The following is a 19,083-nucleotide window of genomic DNA, read 5'->3' as shown; positions in this document are numbered from 1 at the left end:
AAAATTGCATAATTTTTATGATCATCAATTTTATATAGTTTTGTATCCGCTGTCTTTTGTGTATGAAAAAAGTGATAGGCGAAGGTGGGAGTTAAAGCGTTGGACGTTGTAACAATTGGAGAAACGATGGTGCTGTTTACTCCGGATACGGAAGGCCCAATGCGGTTTGTACAGCAGTTTTCGAGGAAGTATGGCGGTGCGGAGTCGAATGTAGGTATTGGCTTAGCAAGGCTTGGCCATCAGGCAGGCTGGATCAGCAAAGTAGGAAATGATGAATTTGGGAAAGGCATGCTTTCGTTTATCCGCGGTGAAGGGGTAGATGTTCGTACGGTTCAGCTAACAGATGAAGCTCCAACGGGGTTGTATTTTAAAGAACATAAACGTGAAGGCGCGATCAATGTTTATTATTATCGAAAAGGTTCTGCGGCAAGTACGATGACAAAGGACGACTTAGATAAAGAGTATATTGGTCAGGCAAAATATCTCCATATTACTGGAATTTCTCCTGCTTTAAGCGAGAGCTGCCATGAACGGTCTATGAAGCAATCAAAATAGCAAAAGAGAGAAATGTAAAGGTCGTTTTTGATCCAAACCTTCGTAAAAAACTATGGGTCGAAAGCTTAGCGAGAGAAGTCTTGCTGAAAATTGCTTCCCAAGCAGATATTATTTTGCCAGGCATTGAGGAAGGGCAATTTATGTTCGGGGTCGATGATCCTAAAGAAATAGGAAAACGTTTTTTACAGTTAGGTGCCTCCATTGTTGTGTTAAAGATAGGGGGCGAGGGAGCTATTTATTTTACGGAAAATGAAACAAGAAAAGTATCAGGTTTCCCAGTCAAACACGTGGTTGATCCAGTTGGAGCGGGTGATGGCTTTGCAGCAGGGTTCCTTTCAGGAATGATAGACTGCTTATCGATTGAACAGGCCGTTAAACGTGCAAATGCAGTAGGTGCACATGTAATCATGGTCAAGGGATATGTCGAAGGCCTGCCAGACCGATTTGAAATCGAGCAAATTTCAACTAAAAATGAAAACGATGTAATTCGATAGGAAAGTGATTTTATTATTTTACTAGATCAAATAAAAGAGACGGGGATTGTCGCCGTTATTCGTGGTGCATCCGAAGAAAATATTATCCCAATTGCGAATGCGTTAAAAAATGGCGGCGTGACAGCCTTAGAAATTACGCTTGAAACACCTGGAGCTCTTTCCGCGATTGAAAAGTTAGCGGTTGAACTTGGAGATGAAGTCATTGCTGGGGCAGGAACTGTCCTTGATCCGGAAACAGCAAGAGCAGCAATTATGGCAGGTGCAAGATTTGTTTTTTCGCCAACGGTGAACATAGAAACGATTAAGTTGACAAAGCGATATGGCGTACTTAGTATTCCTGGAGCATTAACACCGACAGAAATTTTAACTGCCTATGAAAATGGGGCAGATCTAATCAAAGTATTTCCAGCGCATGCTTTTGGTCCAAAATATTTAAAAGATATCCATGGCCCGCTTCCGCAAATTCCGTTAATGCCTACTGGCGGGGTAAATCTTGAAAACATTGGTGATTTTGTGAGAGCCGGTGCGGTTGCGGCGGGGATTGGCAGTAACCTTGTGAATACAAAGCGGGAAATCAATGAGGAGTACCTAGCACAGTTAGAAGAGACAGCACGTGCCTACAGTCAAGCATTTAAAGAAGCAAAAAAGCAATAAAAGTAATCTATCGTTATTTTAGTATAATGGTTAAAATTTCAAGTAGATAACCAAGATAAATAAGTTATTTTTTAATGAAAGTGTTTTCATCTATACTTTACCTAAATCGATTTACTAAATCGGTTTTGAAATGATGCTGATTGAAAAAGTCACAATGAAAGATGTTGCTAGAAAAGCGGGAGTTTCCAAGAGTACGGTTTCTCAGTATATAAATTCCTTTGCTGCTTTGTGCAGCAGTTTACTTTGTTCCTCAAAAGATTAGTAGAATAGGAGTGTTTGTAAATGAAAGCTGTTCGTATTCCAAAGCCAATGGAAATTGTTTTAGAAGAAGTTGAAAAACCTGCGATTTGCAGTCCGAATGAAGTACTTGTAAAAATCAAACGAGTAGGAATCTGTGGATCTGACATGCATATTTACCATGGAACCAATCCTCTTGCCATCTATCCGCGAGTGGTTGGTCATGAGGTGGCGGGAGAAGTGGTGACAGTTGGTGAAGCTGTAACCAATCTAAAACCGGGTGATCATGTTGTCGTAGAGCCAATCCGTTATTGTGGTAAGTGTTATGCATGTCGTAAAGGACGGCCAAATGTATGTAACGAACTTTCTGTATTTGGAGTTCATGAGGATGGAGGAATGCGTGAGTTTATTGTTCTTCCTGAAAATCAGCTTCATGCTGTTGATCCATCACTGGACTGGGATGAAATTGTGTTGGCCGAGCCTTATACCATTGGTGCTCAAGCTGTATGGCGCGGTAATGTGGAAGATGGGGATACTGTTTTCATACAGGGTTCAGGACCGATCGGTATTTGTGTCTTGAAATTGGCGAAGCTTGCAGGAGCAACAGTCATCATGTCTGATTTAAAAGAAGAACGACTTGCTTTTGCGAAAGAAAATGGCGCTGATTTTGTGATTAATGTCGGAAGCGAATCCATTGAAGAGAAAATAATGGAGTTTACAAAAGGTGAAGGTGCAAACGTTGTCATTGATGCCGTATGTTTACCAGCTACTTTTGAGTTGAGTTTGAAAGTCGCATCTGTTGCAGGTACCGTTGTTGTTCTTGGTTTTGATGAGCGCCCATCGCAAATTCCACAATTACCAATCACAAAGAAGGAATTAACCATTGTTGGGTCCCGCCTTCAAACATATCAATTTAAGAAAGTTGTTTCGTTATTAAATGAAAACAAACTTAAGGAAAATGGCTTGATTACTCATAAATTTGCGTTAAGTGATGTACAAGAAGCTTTTACCTTTGTAGAGAAAAATCCAGACATTGTAAGAAAAGCGCTTATCGTTTTTGAGTAGATTTTTCAAAAGAGTTAATTTAAAAAAGTAGGTGTCCTTTTTATGAATATGACATTCCGTTGGTATGGCAGGGATAATGATACCGTGTCACTTGAACAAATAAGACAAATCCCAAATGTAAAGGGAATTGTTTGGGCGTTACATAAAAAACAGGTTGGTGAAGTTTGGACGATTGATGAAATTCGAGAAGAAGTCGACTATATCCAATCATATGGTTTTCATGCGGATGTAGTTGAGAGTGTAAATATCCATGAATCAATCAAGCTTGGTAATCAAGAGCGTGATTATTATATTGAAAATTACAAACAAACCATTCGAAATTTAAGTGAGTTTAACGTAAAAGTGATTTGTTATAATTTTATGCCTGTTTTTGACTGGATCCGTACTGATTTATTTCACCCGCTTCCAGATGGTTCAACAGCACTATTTTATGAGAAAGCAAAGCTTGATACTCTTGGTCCGAACGAGTTAATCGAAACCTTTACGAGTGCTTCTTCGAAAATGACGTTAGCTGGGTGGGAACCTGAAAAATTAGCAGCAACTCAAGAATTGTTTGAGGGGTATAAAGAGATTGATGAAGAAAAACTCTGGGACAACCTCCGTTATTTCTTATTAGAAATTCTCCCTGTATGTGAAGAGTGTGACATTAAAATGGCGATCCATCCGGATGATCCGCCTTGGAGCTTATTTGGGCTCCCGCGTATTATGACAGGGGGAGAAAGTTTGAAAAAACTAATATCCATTTCTAATTCTCCTGCAAACGGAATTACCTTTTGCACAGGTTCCTTAGGTTCAAACCCGAAAAATGATATGGTGGCCCTTGCAAAGGAATATGCTAAGTATTGTCCATTTTCTCACCTTCGCAACGTGAAAATATTTGATAATGGTGATTTCATTGAAACGTCTCACTTTACTGCAGATGGTTCGGTTGACCTTGCAGGAGTGGTCAAAGAGCTTGCTGAGCAAGATTACGAGGGGTATGTAAGACCTGACCATGGTCGGCATATATGGGAGGAAGATTGCCGTCCGGGATATGGATTGTACGATCGAGCACTTGGAATTATGTATTTGAACGGTCTATGGGATGCCTATTTAAAAATGAGAAAGGAGAACGTGTAATGTTACCTATACATGAACAGCTAAATGGAAGAGTGGCAGTTGTCACTGGTGGAAGTGGTGTTTTATGTTCAGAAATGTGCCGAGAACTTTCAAGACACGGAGTAAAAGTCGCCATCTTAAATCGTACGGTTGAAAAAGGGGAAACAATCGCGGAAGAAATCCGCTCTAATGGCGGGAGTGTCATTGCGTTAGCAGCGAATGTCCTTGATCGTTCCTCATTAGAAAAGGCAAGAGATGAAATCATTGAACAATTTGGCAGAATTGATATTTTAATAAATGGTGCCGGTGGAAACCATCCTGATGCCATTACTGCAAATGAAACCTTTGGAGAAAAAGTGGGAGGCAAAACCTTTTTTGATCTTGATGAAGCAGGTTTTTCACAGGTTTTTGCGAGCAATTTTACAGGGACATTTCTAGCAAGCCAAGTGTTTGGGGAAGCACTATTGGAACAAGATGCTCCATCGATTATCAATATCTCATCTATGAGTTCGTATTCACCGATGACAAAGGTACCTGCTTATAGTGCAGCCAAAAGTGCCATCAACAATTTCACGATGTGGATGGCTGTCCACTTTGCTGAAACAGGCTTACGTGTGAATAGTATTTCACCAGGCTTTTTCTTAACGAAGCAAAATCGTAATCTATTATTGAATGAAGATGGATCACTTACATCACGATCAAACAAAATTATTACGCATACACCTATGAAACGATTTGGAAAACCTGAAGATCTTCTTGGAACATTGATCTGGCTTGTTGATGAGTCATGTTCAGGGTTTGTAACAGGGATTACCGTTCCTGTCGATGGCGGGTTTATGGCCTATTCAGGGGTATAGGTATTTGAAATATTGGAATATAGGGGTCAACCCCTATATTCTGCTCTCGATAAAGAAGATAGAAAATTCAAAAAATATGTTTTTTATTTGAGTGGAATTGACAGCGCTTTAAACAGAGTTAGGCGATGGGGGGAATAAGGAATGAAAAAGAAATTCGTAAAGGGTTTATTAGGGGTTGCACTATTGACAGGAATGGTTGCGCTATCAGGATGTAGTTCGAATGCTGCTGGGGCAAGCAAAAGTACTTTAGTGAAAGTGGGGACACCATTTGCACCTACACATCCAGTGAGTGTTGCATTGTTGGAGGTATTTGAACCAGAAATTGAAAAAAAGACAAATGGAAAATTTAATGTGGAAATCTATCATTCTGGTCAGATAGGTGGAGAAAAGCAATTATATGATTTTACTCGCAGCGGTATCGTGGAAGTTACAGCGGTTGGTACTGTTATGTGGAGTGAAGTTCCAATGATGTCGACCCCTGACTTTCCATTTATTTTTAGAGATGTTGCGCATGCGAGAAAAGTATATCAAGGAGAAGTCGGAGAGTATATTGCAGATAATTTAGAATCACAGGAGTCTCTTAAATTTTTATCATGGCATCCAAATGGTGCACGTGTTTTTAGTTCTAGCAAACCGATTAACTCTGTAGAAGATTTTAAAGGACTTAAATTGAGAATGCCAAATAACCCGATTCACGTTCAGGTTGCACAGTCTCTCGGAGCAAATCCACAAATTATGGATTTTGGGGAAGTGTTTACTGCATTAGAACAAAATGTGGTTGATGGCCAGGACAACCCAATTTCCACGGTTAGACAAGAAGGCTGGTATAACGTTCAAGATCATATTTATGAGTCGAACCATATGGTATCCTCAATTGAATTGTTGATGTCCAATGAATTTTGGGAGACGTTGACGAAGGAAGAAAAGGCAATTTTCCAAGAGATCGCGGATGCAACATCGGATAAAAGCTGGGATTTATATGAAGAAAGTCTCGAAGCAGATCGAAAGTTCCTCGAGGAAGAAGGCTTAACTTATGTTGTTCCAACGGAAGAGGACAGAGAGCAATTGGTGAAGGCGATGGAGCCAGTGTATGAAGTGCTTTATGAAAAATATGATTGGGCAAAAGATTTGATTAAACGAATTCAGGCAGTTGAGTAGGAGAATTTGTTTTCGAACAAGGGGGGAAGGAAAATGTCTAATATTTTAGATAAGCTTTTCAAAAATGTAGATTATTTATTGGGCATCATGATGGCGTTGATGGTTGGATTCGTATTTCTAAATGTCATTTTACGTGCTGGATTTAATTCAGGGCTCGTGTGGTCAGAAGAACTTGCTCGTTATTTGTTTGTGTTTATTACCTTTATTGGTGCCATTGGAGCGATGCGATCCAATTCTCATTTAGGAATGGATATTGTTGTCCGACGTTTGCCGCATAAAGGAAAGATTGGTGCCTATTTTCTCAATCAAGCTTTAATTCTTGTTGTCATGGGTATGCTTGTTCAAGGAACTTATTCGATGGTCGTTCAGAGTGTGGAAGCAAGAGCTGCTGCAACGGGAATTCCATTATCCGTTCTTTTCAGCATTATGATTGTGACTGCTGTGTGTATTGGAATTAACTGTATTGCGAACATCGTTAAGGTGATTAAAGATCCAAATAAAATTGATCAACTTGTTACTCTGCATGAATCGGAAGAGGATGATATTGTTGACCAGGTTAACAGTGACAATAAAACCAACTCTGAAAAAAAAATGAGCATCTAAGGGGGAATGGGCAATGACAATGGGAGTATTTTTAGTAAGTCTGATTGGTGCAATGGCTTTAGGGATGCCAATTGCCTTTGCACTGCTATTAAGCGGTGTCTTCATGATGTTTTTCCTAGGGGATTTTGATACGCAGATTATTGCACAAAATTTGTTTGTTGGAGCCGATAGCTTTTCCTTAATGGCGATTCCATTCTTTATTTTAGCCGGTGATTTAATGAACCGTGGCGGACTAACGCTAAGAATTGTTCGTGCTGCCACTGCTATGGTTGGGCATATTCGCGGCGGGTTAGGATATGTTTCTATTTTAGCCATTTTATTATTTGCTAGTTTAGTAGGATCGGCTGTTGCTTCGACTGCGGCATTAGGAGCCATCTTAATCCCAATGATGTCACAAGCTGGATATGACCGCGGCCGTTCGACGGCTTTGATTGCAAGCGGTAACATTGTGTCGCCGATTATGCCTCCATCTGTTCCAATGATTGTCTTTGGGGTAACAGCAGGAGTATCTGTAACGGATTTATTTATTGCAGGAATTGCTCCTTCGATATATATTGCCATTGCTCTATGTCTTGTTTGGGCTTGGGTTGCACGTAAGGACAAGGTAAAACCGCTGCCGCGTGCTAGTTTTAAAGAAATGGCGAAGGCTTGTTTGGATGCGGTTTGGGCGATTTTAATGCCTGTTGGTATATTAATTGGTCTTAGAGGTGGGATTTTTACTCCTACAGAGGCCGGTGTGGTTGCTGTTGTATACGCTTTGGTCATCGGTATGTTTATCTATCGGGATCTGAAGCCAAAAGATGTCATGGAGAGCTTAATTAGTTCTGCGAAAACATCAAGTGTTATTATGTTGTTAGCAGCGGCTGCGATGGTATCTGCATGGTTGATGGCAGTAGGGAATGTACCACAAGAAATTTCTGAGATTTTAAGCCCGTTCATTGATCGACCGTTGCTTCTTTTAATCGTGATTAATATCATTATTATATTGGTCGGTATGGCCATGGACGTAAATCCAACCATCTTGATTTTAACACCAGTGTTAATGCCTGTTGTCGAAGCAGCAGGAATCGATCCAGTCTATTTTGGTCTATTATTTGTATTGAACAATGTTATTGGACTTCTAACTCCACCAGTTGGAACCGTTCTAAATGTTGCGGTTGGTGCAGGTAAAATAAGTATGGAACGTTTGATTAGGGCCATCACCCCGTTCCTGATTGTCGAAATCGTTATCTTATTCTTATTAATTTTTATTCCAGAATTAGTAACTGTTCCAATGGAGTTTTTCTCTGGGGAATAAGCCATCATGGGGTCATACCCCTAAAAGTGAGAAAGTTAATCACATAAGTGAAAATCGCCTCTGCAAAAAGAGGCGATTTTTCTTTTTCTCCATTGTGCGCGATACATCAAAGTGTGCATATACTATTGTAATCAAAATTCACGACTCATCATTGAGAGGATGGAGGATATGAAAAGAAGGAATATACCGAAGTATAAGGTCGGTGATACGGTCGTGATAACGATGTATGGTACAGTTGGCAAGGTAACAGATGTCAAGTTGATTGATGGAAATTATGTATACGAAGTGAATAAAAGTGATGGTCTTTTTGTTGAATCAGGACTTCAGCTTCTTTCAGAATATGAAGGGACTTTGGTGGAACAGGAACAAATAGATATCGAATACAAATTCTTTTTCGGAGATTTAGTTCAGGTCGCTGGTTATGGCTCCGATTTGTTTAAGATTGTCGGGTTTCGAACAGAAATTTGGCGCTACAAAGAAGATGCATGGGAAGATGTAATCTACGAACTTTCAAGGATTAGTGATGGGGAATGGCTAGAAGCGGGTGAAGAAGAAATGACACTCGTGGCTGACGCTGAAAGTGCGGACACGTTTATTCAAAAGTTAGGGCTTCTTTACTTAGTAAATAATGAAGAGAAGCAGCAGGTCGCAATTTCTAAGACACAAAAAAACATCGTCAGAAAAGCAGAACTTGAAGAAATCGAACGAAAAAAGGAAAAAAAACAGCTAATCGATAATTTATTAGATATTTTTAATGATTACAAAATTCTATATACCATGTTCAACGACCAAGAGTATTATCAAGTTATGCGTGTCATTCTTAGAAAATTAAAAAGTGTCGTAAATGACGATGGTAAAAGCCATGTCTAGCTTCTACCAGCTTGATATGGAGACGAATAAGAAAATGACCAAAGGAATCCCGCCCCATTTTATTAGAAAAAATAGACCGTCTAAAATCTTCTCATAGGCAGTGATGATCAATCCATCCTCCTGATTGACGTCTTCAATAATAGCTTCAAATTTTGCTTGTAGATTTGACATACTATCACCTCATAATCGTTCTTTTTATTCATCCTATGCTTGTCCTAAGAAAAAAAGACATATTTAATCTTTTATTTTGCTCTCTATGTTTAAGCTGCAGAATATTTACCGATTCTTCTAGAAGTAAATAGCATGAATGAGCAGAATTCATCATACATTCTGTAAAAAGGGGGCGATGCTATGAGAGAAATTGAAGTATTTATTGATACGGAAGAGATTGCTGAATTTTTCTTTCATGAGCTGGTGAAAAGAGGATACGTTCCTACGGAAGAAGAATTGGAAGAAATCGCTGATATCACCTTCGAGTATCTCATCGAGAAAAGTATTATCGACGAAGAAGTAGAAGATGAATAGGTAAAATATCACGATGCTTTATTCATCTTTATAATAAGAAGTAACGAAAGACGAGCATTTGAACCTGCTCGCTTTTTGTTTGCGAAAATTTTTTTTATTATTTTCTTTAATGGGTGAAACTTTCCTATTTCTCTACCGTATTACATACAACAAGGCTGAGGAGGAATGATGATGCTAAAAAAGATTTTAAAGTCAATTCTAGGAAGCAAATCTCATCATCAAAAATATTCACATTCAAGTAATGCCTGGAAAAAAATGAACCACAACAAACATAAACACTTAGGCCATAAACACTACAAAAAGAAGCATAAAAGCGGCAGTTTCTTTTCGAGCTTTTTCAGCAGTTAGAAACTTATATGTTTAAAAGACTGACCTTATTTGCGGCTAACATAATAGAAAGCCGATTTCTTCAAAATGAAATCATCGCTCACCGCTACCAGGTGATTGACCATCTTGGTGTGGGAAGCTACGGAAATAGTTACTTAGTATTTGATCAATTGTCACAACAAAAGAAAGTGTTAAAAGCGTTACGTATCCATAAAAGAATCACGATGTCTGGCAAAAGTGGATTTGAGATTGAAAAAAAGCTGCTTCAATCCATCAAGCACCGTGGGTTTCCACAGTATTTCGAGGATGGCAGTTACAAAGGTATTCCGTTTTATACGATGGAGTATATTGAAGGAAAGAATTTTGAACAGCTAATCTTTCAAGATGGCCATAAGTATTCTGAACAAGAGGCTTTTAAAATCGCCAATGATGTTCTAGCGCTCATAAACTATTTACATGAACAGCAGCTTATTCACAGAGATATACGGATTCCTAATGTAATTGCAAATGGTTCTGAGATTGTCCTTATCGATTTAGGGCTTGCTCGGCAATGTGATCAAGACTGTGGTATAAACAAAAAAACAAAACGGAATTTACGAAAAGAGGTAAATCCGCAGGCAGACTTTTATGGTCTTGGTCATTTTTTGCTGTTTTTATTATACTCTAACCATTCCTTTCCAAAAAAGAAGAAAGAAAGCAGCTGGGAAGAAGAATTGGAGATATCACATCAGGCAAAGCGTATCATAAGCAAGCTTTTACAAATAGAAGACTGCTATGAGAGCTGCGCACAAGTAAGGTCAGATATAAATACATTAATTGAAAAATAGGAGGAAATGAGAATGTCTTTTTTTGACAAGGTATTTGCTAGTGTAGGAATAGGTTCTGCTACGGTTGACACAAAGCTAGAGAGGGATACGTATACGCCAGGGGAGACGGTTAACGGTGTAGTAGAAATCAGAGGTGGAAAGGTAGACCAGCAGGTAGATGATATATATTTATCATTAAATACTACCTATTTGAAAGAGTCAGATGATAAAAAGTATAATGTCACAGCTACTATTGATCGTTTCCGAATTACCAGTCCATTTACAATTGGAAAAAATGAAAGAAAGGAAATTCCTTTTTCCTTTCAGCTTCCACTAGACACGCCGCTGTCCATTGGAAGGTCTAAAATCTGGGTTACAACAGGCTTAGATATTAAAAACGCAGTGGATCCTGGTGATAAAGACTATATTCAAGTTGTACCGAATCAATTAATGAATGCAATCTTTAATGCAGTGGACGGTCTTGGATTCCGTTTGCGTGAAGCAGATTGTGAAGAAGCTTCATACAAAGTACGCGGCCGCCTGCCATTTGTACAGGAATTTGAATATGTACCAACCTCCGGACCTTTCCGTGGTAGATTAGATGAGCTTGAAGTAGTAATGCGGCCATCGGGAAGTGGTGCAATCGAATTACTTTTACAGGTTGATCGTCGTGCACGTGGATTGGGAGGATTATTTGCAGAAGCAGCAGGTCTAGATGAAACCAATGTAAGAATTACGGTAACATCTGCTGATATTCCAAACCTTCAACAGCAAATTCAAAGCGTTATTCAGAGATTTTCTTAATCGTCGACAAAAAAAAAAGAAATTCTCTGAAGGATTCTCCTATGTTCATCTCTAATTATTAAAGTAATGACAATTATTTTAATGATTGGAGGGGATAAGATGATCAAGGCGATAACCAGAAGAGCTAATATTCAATATGATGTGACAATCTTTCAAACTCCAAAGTACAGAGAATACAAAGGGTATAAACAAGTTTATCGTACCTTCATACGTGCAGGTAACCATGATAGTTGTTTGGAGGAAACATTTAGTCTCTTTAATGTTACCGATCGAATACCATCGAATTATAAGGGAAGATTTCTAACTACTGGAGATATCGTTTTAATTGATGAAGGTCGCGGCGGACAGCATTATTATCAATTAAAGCCCGGCGGCTGGCAGTCTATAAATCGAATTCTTATAAGATAAATGAAAACCTAAGGAGCAATTCCTTAGGTTTGTTTTGTGAATTAACCTCTGCTCTTTCTTCCGCCAGCAGCACTATTTTCTTTTGCGTGTGCTTCATGTTCTGCTATGATTGCCTCGGGTGGAATGTGATTATTTTTCTTTGGGCGATTCGTTTGTGCTCTATGCTTCTTTCCCATAATGTAATGTCCCTCCTTTGGATAATCTAAGAATAGCTTCCCACAAATAAAAAAAATCATGACCATTTCAATCAAAGGTTTTTCAATCGAAAATGGTTATGATATATTGACAAGTGTGAGGAAATGACTTCACTTAAATGATTGGAGGATTTTTTTATGAGTGTACATATTGGTGCGAAGGAAAATGAAATTGCAGAAACGGTATTACTGCCAGGAGACCCGCTTAGGGCTAAATATATTGCAGAAACCTTCTTAGAGGATGCGAAATGCTATAACGAAGTAAGAAATATGTTTGGTTTTACTGGTACGTATAAAGGGAAAAGAATTTCTGTTCAAGGAACAGGAATGGGAGTTCCCTCTATCTCCATATATGTGAATGAATTAATGAACAGCTACAATGTTCAAAATTTGATCCGTGTCGGCACTTGTGGTGCGATTCAAAAGGATGTAAAAGTTCGCGACGTTATTTTAGCGATGACAAGTTCAACGGATTCCAACATGAATCGTTTGACCTTTGGAGGCGTCGATTTTGCTCCGTGTGCTAACTTTGATCTACTCAGAAAGGCCTATGATGCAGGAGTGGAAAAAGGTTTAAATTTAAAAGTAGGGAACATTTTCACAGCAGACTCTTTTTATAATGACAATGCTGAACTTGAAAAATGGGCTAAGTATCAGATTCTTGCTATTGAGATGGAAACAACAGCATTATATACGCTAGCCGCTAAATTTAACCGCAGAGCGTTATCAGTTTTAACTGTAAGTGATCATATTTTAACAGGTGAAGAAACAACTGCTGAAGAGAGACAACTAACATTTAACGATATGATTGAAGTTGCATTAGAAGCTGCCACAAAAGAATAGGAAAAACGACCTCTTTCAATGCTTGAAAGAGGTTTTCTTATTGACCTTTTTGGTAAAAATAGATATAGTGCAAAAAGGACGATGAAAGATAGACAGGTGAAAATATGGGTTGGAAAACGTTATTAACGATTGGTATCTCAACTATTTTAATCAGCGGCTGCAGTGAAATTAATTCACTTCTAAATAAGCTTCCGTTTACTGCAGATGACTCCGGTAAAAATCAGCAGTCACAAGAAGATGTAACTCCTAATGATGATCCACTTAGTTTGGAATCAATATTTTTCAATGATATAAAAGAAGTAGACGGTAAAAATGTGATTCAAAACTCTACCAATGTCATGGCATTGGTTAACAAAGAATTTTACTTGCCTGAAGATTACACTCCAGAAGACCTTGTAAGACCAGATGTAACATTTTCATTTGGTGAGGTGGAAATAGAAAAAAGTTTAATGAGAAAAGAAGCCGCTGAAGCATTAGAGAAAATGTTCACTGCTGCTGCAAATAATGGAATTGAACTGTATGCCATTTCAGGTTACCGTTCATATAGCCGGCAAAAAACGTTATTTGAAGCTGAAGTAAATAGAGTTGGAATAGAAAAAGCTGCCGAGGCAGTAGCAATTCCGGGTGCAAGTGAGCATCAATCAGGGCTGGCAATGGATATTTCCAGCAAATCAAATAAATTTTATCTAAATGAAGCCTTCGCTGACACAACAGAAGGAAAATGGCTGAAGGATAACGCCCATCGCTTTGGGTTTATTTTAAGATATCCGAAAGAGAAAATCGACATCACTAACTATATGTATGAACCGTGGCATTTTCGCTATGTCGGAATCAAACCCGCAACCATTATGTACGAGCATAATTGGACACTAGAGGAGTATTTTAATGAAGTAAAGAAAATGTAAAAATACAAACGGCACGCCTAAAGCAGGATGTGCCTGTTTTTTATTAAAAGGTTTTGAAAACAGACCGTGGTATTTGCACCCTGTTGATTGGAGCGGAAGGCACGAAGACTCCTGCGGGAGGCTCCCCGGACCGCCCGCGGAAAGCGAAGTGCCTGGAGTGGAAATCAACAGGCACATTTATTCATAGCCTAGGAATAACATTTCTTTGTTATTTTTTAATAAAAGATGTTATTCTAATCTTTAAGGGCTAGTTTTACATATTATTTTTTCAACAATGAAAGTGGTGAAGGCTTTGGATGAACAAAATGTTGAACAAGAACAACATGAACAAGAACAAATAACAGACAAAAAAACTGGATATGTGCACATTAAGAAATTCCATTTTATATTGATTCTATTTTTCCTTGTATTACTATCTACCGGAATAACTACATTTGCTTTATCGTTTGGAGATGAAAAAGTCATTACAGTAGGTACGGAAAGATCAGAATTTGAAAAACTTTACACTGCTTATGATACGCTTAAGAGCGGTTATTTTGAGGAACTTGACCAGAAAAAACTGATCAATGGGGCTATTGATGGTATGGTAAAGGCCTTAGATGATCCTTATACAGACTATATGAGCGTGGAGGAAGCAGAAAACTTTCATAGCTCTATCAATTCATCTTTCCAAGGCATAGGTGCTGAAATCCAAGAGAAAGATGGACATATTACTATTGTTTCCCCTATCAAAGGATCACCTGCAGAAAAAGCAGGGTTAAAACCGAATGATACCATTACAGCAGTTGACGGGAAAAGTCTGCAGGGAATGACATCAACAGAAGCAGTAATGATCATTCGTGGTAAAAAAGGGACAAAGGTTGAGCTGACGATTCAACGGCCAGGAACAGACGCACCGGTAAAGGTTCCGATTATTCGTGATGATATTCCGATTGAAACGGTTTATGGCGAGATGGTTGGAGACGGTATTGCTAAGGTTCAAATTACTAGTTTCTCTACGAATACATCTAAGGACCTGACAGCCAAGTTAAATGAACTTCAGAAAGAAGGTATGAAAGGGTTAGTCTTGGATCTGCGCCAAAATCCGGGTGGATTATTAGATGAAGCCATCAGTATTTCAAGTATGTTTGTTCCAAAAGGGAAGTTGATATTAAAAGTAGAAGACCGTAATGGAAAAACGGAGGAGTACCCTTCACAAAATGATGGAAATCCTGAATTCCCATTAGTGGTATTAATTGATAAAGGCAGTGCCAGCGCTTCAGAAATTCTTGCTGGTGCAGTAAGTGAATCTGCAGGAGTAAAGCTTGTAGGTGAAATCTCCTTTGGGAAAGGAACCGTTCAAACGGCCAAGGATTTCCCTGATAAATCAAATATCAAATTTACAACGGCTAAATGGCTGACGCCAAATGGTAATTGGATTCATAAAAAGGGTATTAAGCCAGATTTCGAAGTTCCGCTTCCGGAATACGCATCATTACCAATTATTAACCCGGATAAAGAGCTGAAGCTATCCAGCTCTTCAACTGAGGTTGAATCAGCACAGAAAATGCTTAAGGCAATCGGTTTTGATCCAGGTCGTGAAGATGGATTCTTTGATGAAAAAACCCAAGCGGCTGTAAGCAGTTTCCAAACCGCTAATAATTTGCCGGCTGATGGAGTATTAAAAGGGGATTCCACTATTAAATTAATGGAAAAACTGAGAGAGATGATTGAAACAAATGATACGCAGCTTCAAAAGGCAGTGGAAGTGCTAAAAGAGGAAATGAAATAATGGAGAGGTCTGGACCGTTTGGTTCAGGCTTTTTTGTGTGAAGAAAGTATAATCTTTGCCTGTTTTTCCGACAATGGAGATGAAATAAACGGAAATTAGGTGAACTTTAAATATGAAAAAATTAATCATTGCCGTAATCGTCCTATCGTTTTTCGGATTTGGTCCGTTAAAGTCTTTTTTTCAGAGTGGTACAGAAAATGACGGGGAAGGAAAAAAGAGTATCCCCATCCTAGAAAAATTAAAGGACTCATCAAAAGGTGAAGTGAAGGTTGAAACCTATCTTATTATGGAAAAGAGGACAGAACCACTTTCATCCAATACAGAACCAGGAATGCTTTTAAAATATGATAAAGCTAACAAAAAAATCGAATATGGGACGATCTTGCTTCCAATGATTGAACATGAAGCTGAAATCGACGAGCTGAAAAGTGCGGTAAAAGAAAAATATCAAGTAGATATTGATTATTGTGTCCTCTTTGATTCGAATAGTATAGGTACTGTCATCGATTTGCTTGCACCAAATGGTATTGAAATGACCAAAGAAGGGCATTTAGCTGGTGAAGCCCAAACACTAAAGGGCGAGGATTTTGTATGGTATTTGGAGCAGCTAAAGCTGAATCCTATTTCCTCAAACGAATTATCTCCGATATTTATGGCCTTAAAACAAGAAATCATCAATGAAATATCTCCAGAAAAAATACTTACTTTAGCTCCGCAAATCGTTAATGAGACTTTAAAGAGTGTCACTACTGACATTGGTAAAGGAAAATTAATGGATTTAGGATTATCTGTGGTGATAGACCCTGTTACTTCAATTGAACAAATAAACATAGTGGCGGTTAATCAAAGAGGTGAGTTAGAAAAGGTAAATTAAATGTTGGAAGACGAACAAGAGTTATATTAACCAAAACAAAAGGCGAATGATTCTTTCTCTTACTTCTCAATTATCGGGAAGGACATCTAATAATTGCCGAATTCTTTCTTTTTTACGTTCTATCAATTCTGCAATAAATTGACCATATTCGCTATCTTTTTGTGAGGCCATCTCTTCATATAGTTCCTTTAACTGGTCAAGGTGCTCTTTTAGGGTATATTCATTCACGCCAGAACCTCCAGACTGTACTTTGCGAAGTATGATTTCAACGAGCTTGTCATTGGTTGCCTCTAGTGATTTTGTTCCTTGTCGGACATAAATGGCGCCATAACGGAGCTCGTTTCGTTGAACAACCGAAGTATAGGGAACATATTTTGGATCATATTCAATAATGAGTACCTGGAACCGTTTATTACTCAAGGCTGGTTGATCCTTATTATAATGAAAATCTTCTGTCCGGTATTTTAAGTATTTTGGCAGTAAATTGGCCAGTTTGTTGTCAATATCTGCTTTATCTAAGAAGTCATCTTCGTTTATGCCAGTTAAAGCAATAGCACCCTCATCATTTTGACTGACGCCGACTATAATGCAGCCTCCACCCGAATTTGCGATAGCCAGAACATGTTTTGCCATCTTAGAAAATTCTGTCCATTTGGTTTTAAAGTCTAGAAAATCCGTTTCTCCCGTATTGTGAAGCAGCAGGTCCTTTAACGATTCATGTGAAGGGTTCTTAATGAAATGCAGCAGACTTTTTGGGTAGACATACTCATAGATCATGAGGAATAGTCCTTTCTGAATATTCTTTTTACTATTATTATAAGCGGTTTGTATCTAGTTGTTAGCCCAATTTCAGATATAATAAAAGTAATATCAGATGAAAAAGAGGTAAGCAGTATGCACAACACTGAAGTTTATATATTATCAGGTTTTTTGGGAAGCGGGAAAACGACTCTTTTGAAGCGATTACTTGAGAATGAGCGTTTATTAGGCAGAAAAACGGCTGTCATGATGAATGAGCTGGGGAAGGTCTCGATTGATTCTGAAGTCGCTCGAGATGAGGATATCGCTTTGAAAGAACTGTTAGGAGGCTGTATCTGCTGTTCAATTCAGGACAAACTTGAAGCGCAGCTGCAGGGCTTATTAATAAATGAAAAACCAGAAGTCATTTATATCGAAACAACGGGTGCCGCACACCCAGTTGAAGTTCTAGACGCCATTCTTTCACCATTATTTGCCGATCAATTTACGATAAAAGGCATTGTAACGACAGTAGATGGATTAAGATGGAGGGATCGGAAGGCGTTAGGACCTCAGCTTCAACAGTTACTGCTTGAGCAGGTCAGACATGCAGATTTCATTCTGATTAATAAAATGGATGAACTGTCAGAATCTGAGCAGGCGAAAATTATTTTTGAAATTCAGGGAATAAATTCAGCGGCACGTTGTTTATTAACCACTTTTTCACAGGTTTCAATTGATGAATTGAGAAAACTTACTTTATCATTTGATAAAAAAACGAGTTCATCATTCTCTAAATCAGCCTTAAATTTAACTACCTTCGTTTATCAATTTCAAGGGCCAATAAGTCACACAGGATTCGAAGAATTTTTGAAGGATTTACCAGAGAGGATTTATCGAGTCAAAGGATATCTGAAATTTGACCCTTCATCAAAACCATATCTCTTTCAATACTCTTATGGAATGCCTTTTTTTATGAAGGAAGAAATGAATTTACCATTAAATTTAGTGTTCATAGGTGAAAATATTCGATGGTTAGAGCTTGAAGAGAAACTCAAAAGACTTGAAAATGCCTTCAATATCCAATAAGAATAATGAATGAACATTTCTTCTTCAGGTAATTCTTTTAATGTAGTTATTTTTAACATTAAAAGGGGGATTAGATGAAGAGTAAAACAGTTTTTGTGATGGTAATTCTTTTCCTCCTATATAGTCAAGGGATTCATGCTGCCACAAATGTTAGTTACAAAATTGAAATGCTTCCATGGGAAGAAGTCAATAAAGTTTTGCCAAAGTATTCAAAGTTTACCGTCCTGGATATTGAAACCGGCAAGAAGTTTAAAGTTCAAAGACGTGCGGGAAGTCATCATGCCGATGTACAGCCATTGACTCAGAAGGATACAAAAGTTATGAAAAAAATCTACGGTGGAAAATGGAGCTGGAAACGGCGGGCCATTATCGTGATTAGAAAGGACCAATGGATTGCGGGATCTATGCACGGTATGCCGCATGGCGCTGGGGCTTTAAAAAATAACTTTCCGGGGCATTTTTGTATCCACTTCTACGGAAGTACCACCCATCGAACAAATGCGATGGACCTTTCACATATGTTAATGATATTTAAGGCGTCTGGAAAACTCGAAGAGTACTTAAGTATGGCCTCGCCATATGAAACAGTTGAAGCATATATCGCTGGTTTAAAGCAGCAGGATGTGTATATTTCTAAGTTAATCAGCGCGCAAAAAATTAATTGGAAGCCAGTACTAGGCAAAATTGAGAACGTCAGAATAACAAGGATGCCGATATTACCTGCCGAAGATTTAAGACAGGAAATAAGCATGGATGTACCTGTGGAAATTGACTGGTTTATAAAAAATAGAGGAAGGCTCCACTATAGGGGAGAAATCCATTTAATGCGGTTTTCCACGATGGAAGCCTGGAAGATAGATTCTGTATCGTTCTTAAAAGAAAATGATTTAAAATAACATGAAAAAACACCT

General features: G+C 38.4%; 21 protein-coding genes and 2 pseudogenes. 20 read left to right on the top strand and 3 right to left on the bottom strand.

Features of this window, described 5'->3' with window-relative positions; translation table 11 throughout:
- The first annotated feature begins 99 nt into the window (after positions 1-99).
- The 10 genes and pseudogenes from ACIQAA_RS00490 (at position 100) to ACIQAA_RS00445 (ending at position 8,888) form a co-directional block, all read left to right on the top strand.
- Positions 100-1,049: pseudogene (locus tag ACIQAA_RS00490) on the top strand (sugar kinase).
- A 12-nt stretch (positions 1,050-1,061) separates the two neighbouring features.
- Positions 1,062-1,703, top strand: coding sequence for a bifunctional 4-hydroxy-2-oxoglutarate aldolase/2-dehydro-3-deoxy-phosphogluconate aldolase (locus ACIQAA_RS00485; RefSeq protein ID WP_402615544.1), 642 nt, complete (start codon positions 1,062-1,064; stop codon positions 1,701-1,703).
- A 139-nt stretch (positions 1,704-1,842) separates the two neighbouring features.
- Positions 1,843-1,917, top strand: a pseudogene (locus ACIQAA_RS00480) (LacI family DNA-binding transcriptional regulator); the annotation flags it as partial.
- Positions 1,918-1,985: 68 nt separating this feature from the next.
- Entirely contained in the window at positions 1,986-3,005 is a 1,020-nt protein-coding gene (locus ACIQAA_RS00475) for a zinc-binding alcohol dehydrogenase family protein (RefSeq protein ID WP_402613580.1), read from the top strand.
- 42 nt (positions 3,006-3,047) lie between these two features.
- Positions 3,048-4,124 (top strand): mannonate dehydratase, encoded by a 1,077-nt coding sequence (gene uxuA, locus ACIQAA_RS00470; protein WP_402613578.1) that lies wholly within the window; start codon positions 3,048-3,050, stop codon positions 4,122-4,124.
- Positions 4,124-4,960, top strand: a complete 837-nt coding sequence (locus ACIQAA_RS00465) for an SDR family oxidoreductase (protein WP_402613576.1) — start codon at positions 4,124-4,126, stop codon at positions 4,958-4,960. Before uxuA ends, ACIQAA_RS00465 begins: the two co-directional genes overlap by 1 nt.
- A 141-nt stretch (positions 4,961-5,101) precedes the next feature.
- Positions 5,102-6,118 (top strand): TRAP transporter substrate-binding protein, encoded by a 1,017-nt coding sequence (locus ACIQAA_RS00460; RefSeq protein WP_402613574.1) that lies wholly within the window; start codon positions 5,102-5,104, stop codon positions 6,116-6,118.
- Positions 6,119-6,151: 33 nt separating this feature from the next.
- Positions 6,152-6,721 carry a TRAP transporter small permease gene (locus ACIQAA_RS00455; RefSeq protein ID WP_402613572.1) on the top strand — a complete coding sequence of 190 codons (570 nt, stop codon included), beginning with the start codon at positions 6,152-6,154 and terminating at the stop codon, positions 6,719-6,721.
- Positions 6,722-6,734: 13 nt separating this feature from the next.
- Positions 6,735-8,018: a TRAP transporter large permease gene (locus ACIQAA_RS00450; protein WP_402613570.1), complete on the top strand. Its 1,284-nt coding sequence runs from the start codon at positions 6,735-6,737 to the stop codon at positions 8,016-8,018.
- A gap of 159 nt (positions 8,019-8,177) precedes the next feature.
- Positions 8,178-8,888 carry a hypothetical protein gene (locus ACIQAA_RS00445; protein WP_402613568.1) on the top strand — a complete coding sequence of 237 codons (711 nt, stop codon included), beginning with the start codon at positions 8,178-8,180 and terminating at the stop codon, positions 8,886-8,888.
- Positions 8,889-8,891: 3 nt separating this feature from the next.
- Here ACIQAA_RS00445 and ACIQAA_RS00440 read toward each other — a convergent pair whose 3' ends face one another.
- Positions 8,892-9,059, bottom strand: a complete 168-nt coding sequence (locus ACIQAA_RS00440; protein WP_402613566.1) for a hypothetical protein — start codon at positions 9,057-9,059, stop codon at positions 8,892-8,894.
- Between the two features lie 180 nt (positions 9,060-9,239).
- Between ACIQAA_RS00440 and ACIQAA_RS00435 the strand changes: the two genes are divergently transcribed.
- The 4 genes from ACIQAA_RS00435 (at position 9,240) to ACIQAA_RS00420 (ending at position 11,758) form a co-directional block, all read left to right on the top strand.
- Positions 9,240-9,413 (top strand): YozD family protein, encoded by a 174-nt coding sequence (locus tag ACIQAA_RS00435; RefSeq protein WP_081954691.1) that lies wholly within the window; start codon positions 9,240-9,242, stop codon positions 9,411-9,413.
- 356 nt (positions 9,414-9,769) lie between these two features.
- The gene (locus ACIQAA_RS00430; protein WP_402613563.1) at positions 9,770-10,567 is read left to right on the top strand and encodes a serine/threonine protein kinase; all 798 of its coding nucleotides are present in this window, start codon (positions 9,770-9,772) and stop codon (positions 10,565-10,567) included.
- A 12-nt stretch (positions 10,568-10,579) separates the two neighbouring features.
- Positions 10,580-11,350, top strand: coding sequence for a sporulation protein (locus ACIQAA_RS00425; RefSeq protein ID WP_402613561.1), 771 nt, complete (start codon positions 10,580-10,582; stop codon positions 11,348-11,350).
- Between the two features lie 99 nt (positions 11,351-11,449).
- The gene (locus ACIQAA_RS00420; protein ID WP_402613559.1) at positions 11,450-11,758 is read left to right on the top strand and encodes a YodL domain-containing protein; all 309 of its coding nucleotides are present in this window, start codon (positions 11,450-11,452) and stop codon (positions 11,756-11,758) included.
- Between the two features lie 41 nt (positions 11,759-11,799).
- Here ACIQAA_RS00420 and ACIQAA_RS00415 read toward each other — a convergent pair whose 3' ends face one another.
- Positions 11,800-11,934 carry a hypothetical protein gene (locus ACIQAA_RS00415; RefSeq protein WP_283861149.1) on the bottom strand — a complete coding sequence of 45 codons (135 nt, stop codon included), beginning with the start codon at positions 11,932-11,934 and terminating at the stop codon, positions 11,800-11,802.
- 156 nt (positions 11,935-12,090) lie between these two features.
- On the opposite strand from ACIQAA_RS00415, the gene deoD reads away from it, so the two are divergent.
- The 4 genes from deoD (at position 12,091) to ACIQAA_RS00395 (ending at position 16,345) form a co-directional block, all read left to right on the top strand.
- Positions 12,091-12,795, top strand: a complete 705-nt coding sequence (gene deoD, locus ACIQAA_RS00410; RefSeq protein ID WP_402613556.1) for a purine-nucleoside phosphorylase — start codon at positions 12,091-12,093, stop codon at positions 12,793-12,795.
- Positions 12,796-12,899: 104 nt separating this feature from the next.
- On the top strand, positions 12,900-13,700 hold the full coding sequence (locus tag ACIQAA_RS00405; RefSeq protein WP_402613554.1) for a M15 family metallopeptidase: 801 nt from the start codon (positions 12,900-12,902) through the stop codon (positions 13,698-13,700).
- A gap of 274 nt (positions 13,701-13,974) precedes the next feature.
- Entirely contained in the window at positions 13,975-15,471 is a 1,497-nt protein-coding gene (locus ACIQAA_RS00400) for a lmo1851 family serine protease (protein ID WP_402613552.1), read from the top strand.
- A gap of 112 nt (positions 15,472-15,583) precedes the next feature.
- Positions 15,584-16,345 carry an LCP family protein gene (locus ACIQAA_RS00395; protein WP_402613550.1) on the top strand — a complete coding sequence of 254 codons (762 nt, stop codon included), beginning with the start codon at positions 15,584-15,586 and terminating at the stop codon, positions 16,343-16,345.
- A gap of 66 nt (positions 16,346-16,411) precedes the next feature.
- On the opposite strand, the gene ACIQAA_RS00390 is transcribed toward ACIQAA_RS00395, so the two are convergent.
- Positions 16,412-17,122 (bottom strand): AlbA family DNA-binding domain-containing protein, encoded by a 711-nt coding sequence (locus tag ACIQAA_RS00390; RefSeq protein ID WP_402613548.1) that lies wholly within the window; start codon positions 17,120-17,122, stop codon positions 16,412-16,414.
- Between the two features lie 117 nt (positions 17,123-17,239).
- Between ACIQAA_RS00390 and ACIQAA_RS00385 the strand changes: the two genes are divergently transcribed.
- Together ACIQAA_RS00385 and ACIQAA_RS00380 are read left to right on the top strand one after the other, a co-directional pair.
- A complete protein-coding gene (locus tag ACIQAA_RS00385; RefSeq protein ID WP_402613546.1) occupies positions 17,240-18,172 on the top strand; it encodes a CobW family GTP-binding protein in 933 nt (310 codons plus the stop codon).
- A 74-nt stretch (positions 18,173-18,246) separates the two neighbouring features.
- Entirely contained in the window at positions 18,247-19,068 is an 822-nt protein-coding gene (locus ACIQAA_RS00380; RefSeq protein WP_402613544.1) for a hypothetical protein, read from the top strand.
- Positions 19,069-19,083: the final 15 nt, after the last annotated feature.

It is taken from the genome of Neobacillus sp. NPDC093182 (assembly GCF_044754045.1).
The sequence above is the reverse complement of the archived record's forward strand: the minus strand, read 5'-3'. Positions and strand labels throughout refer to the sequence as shown.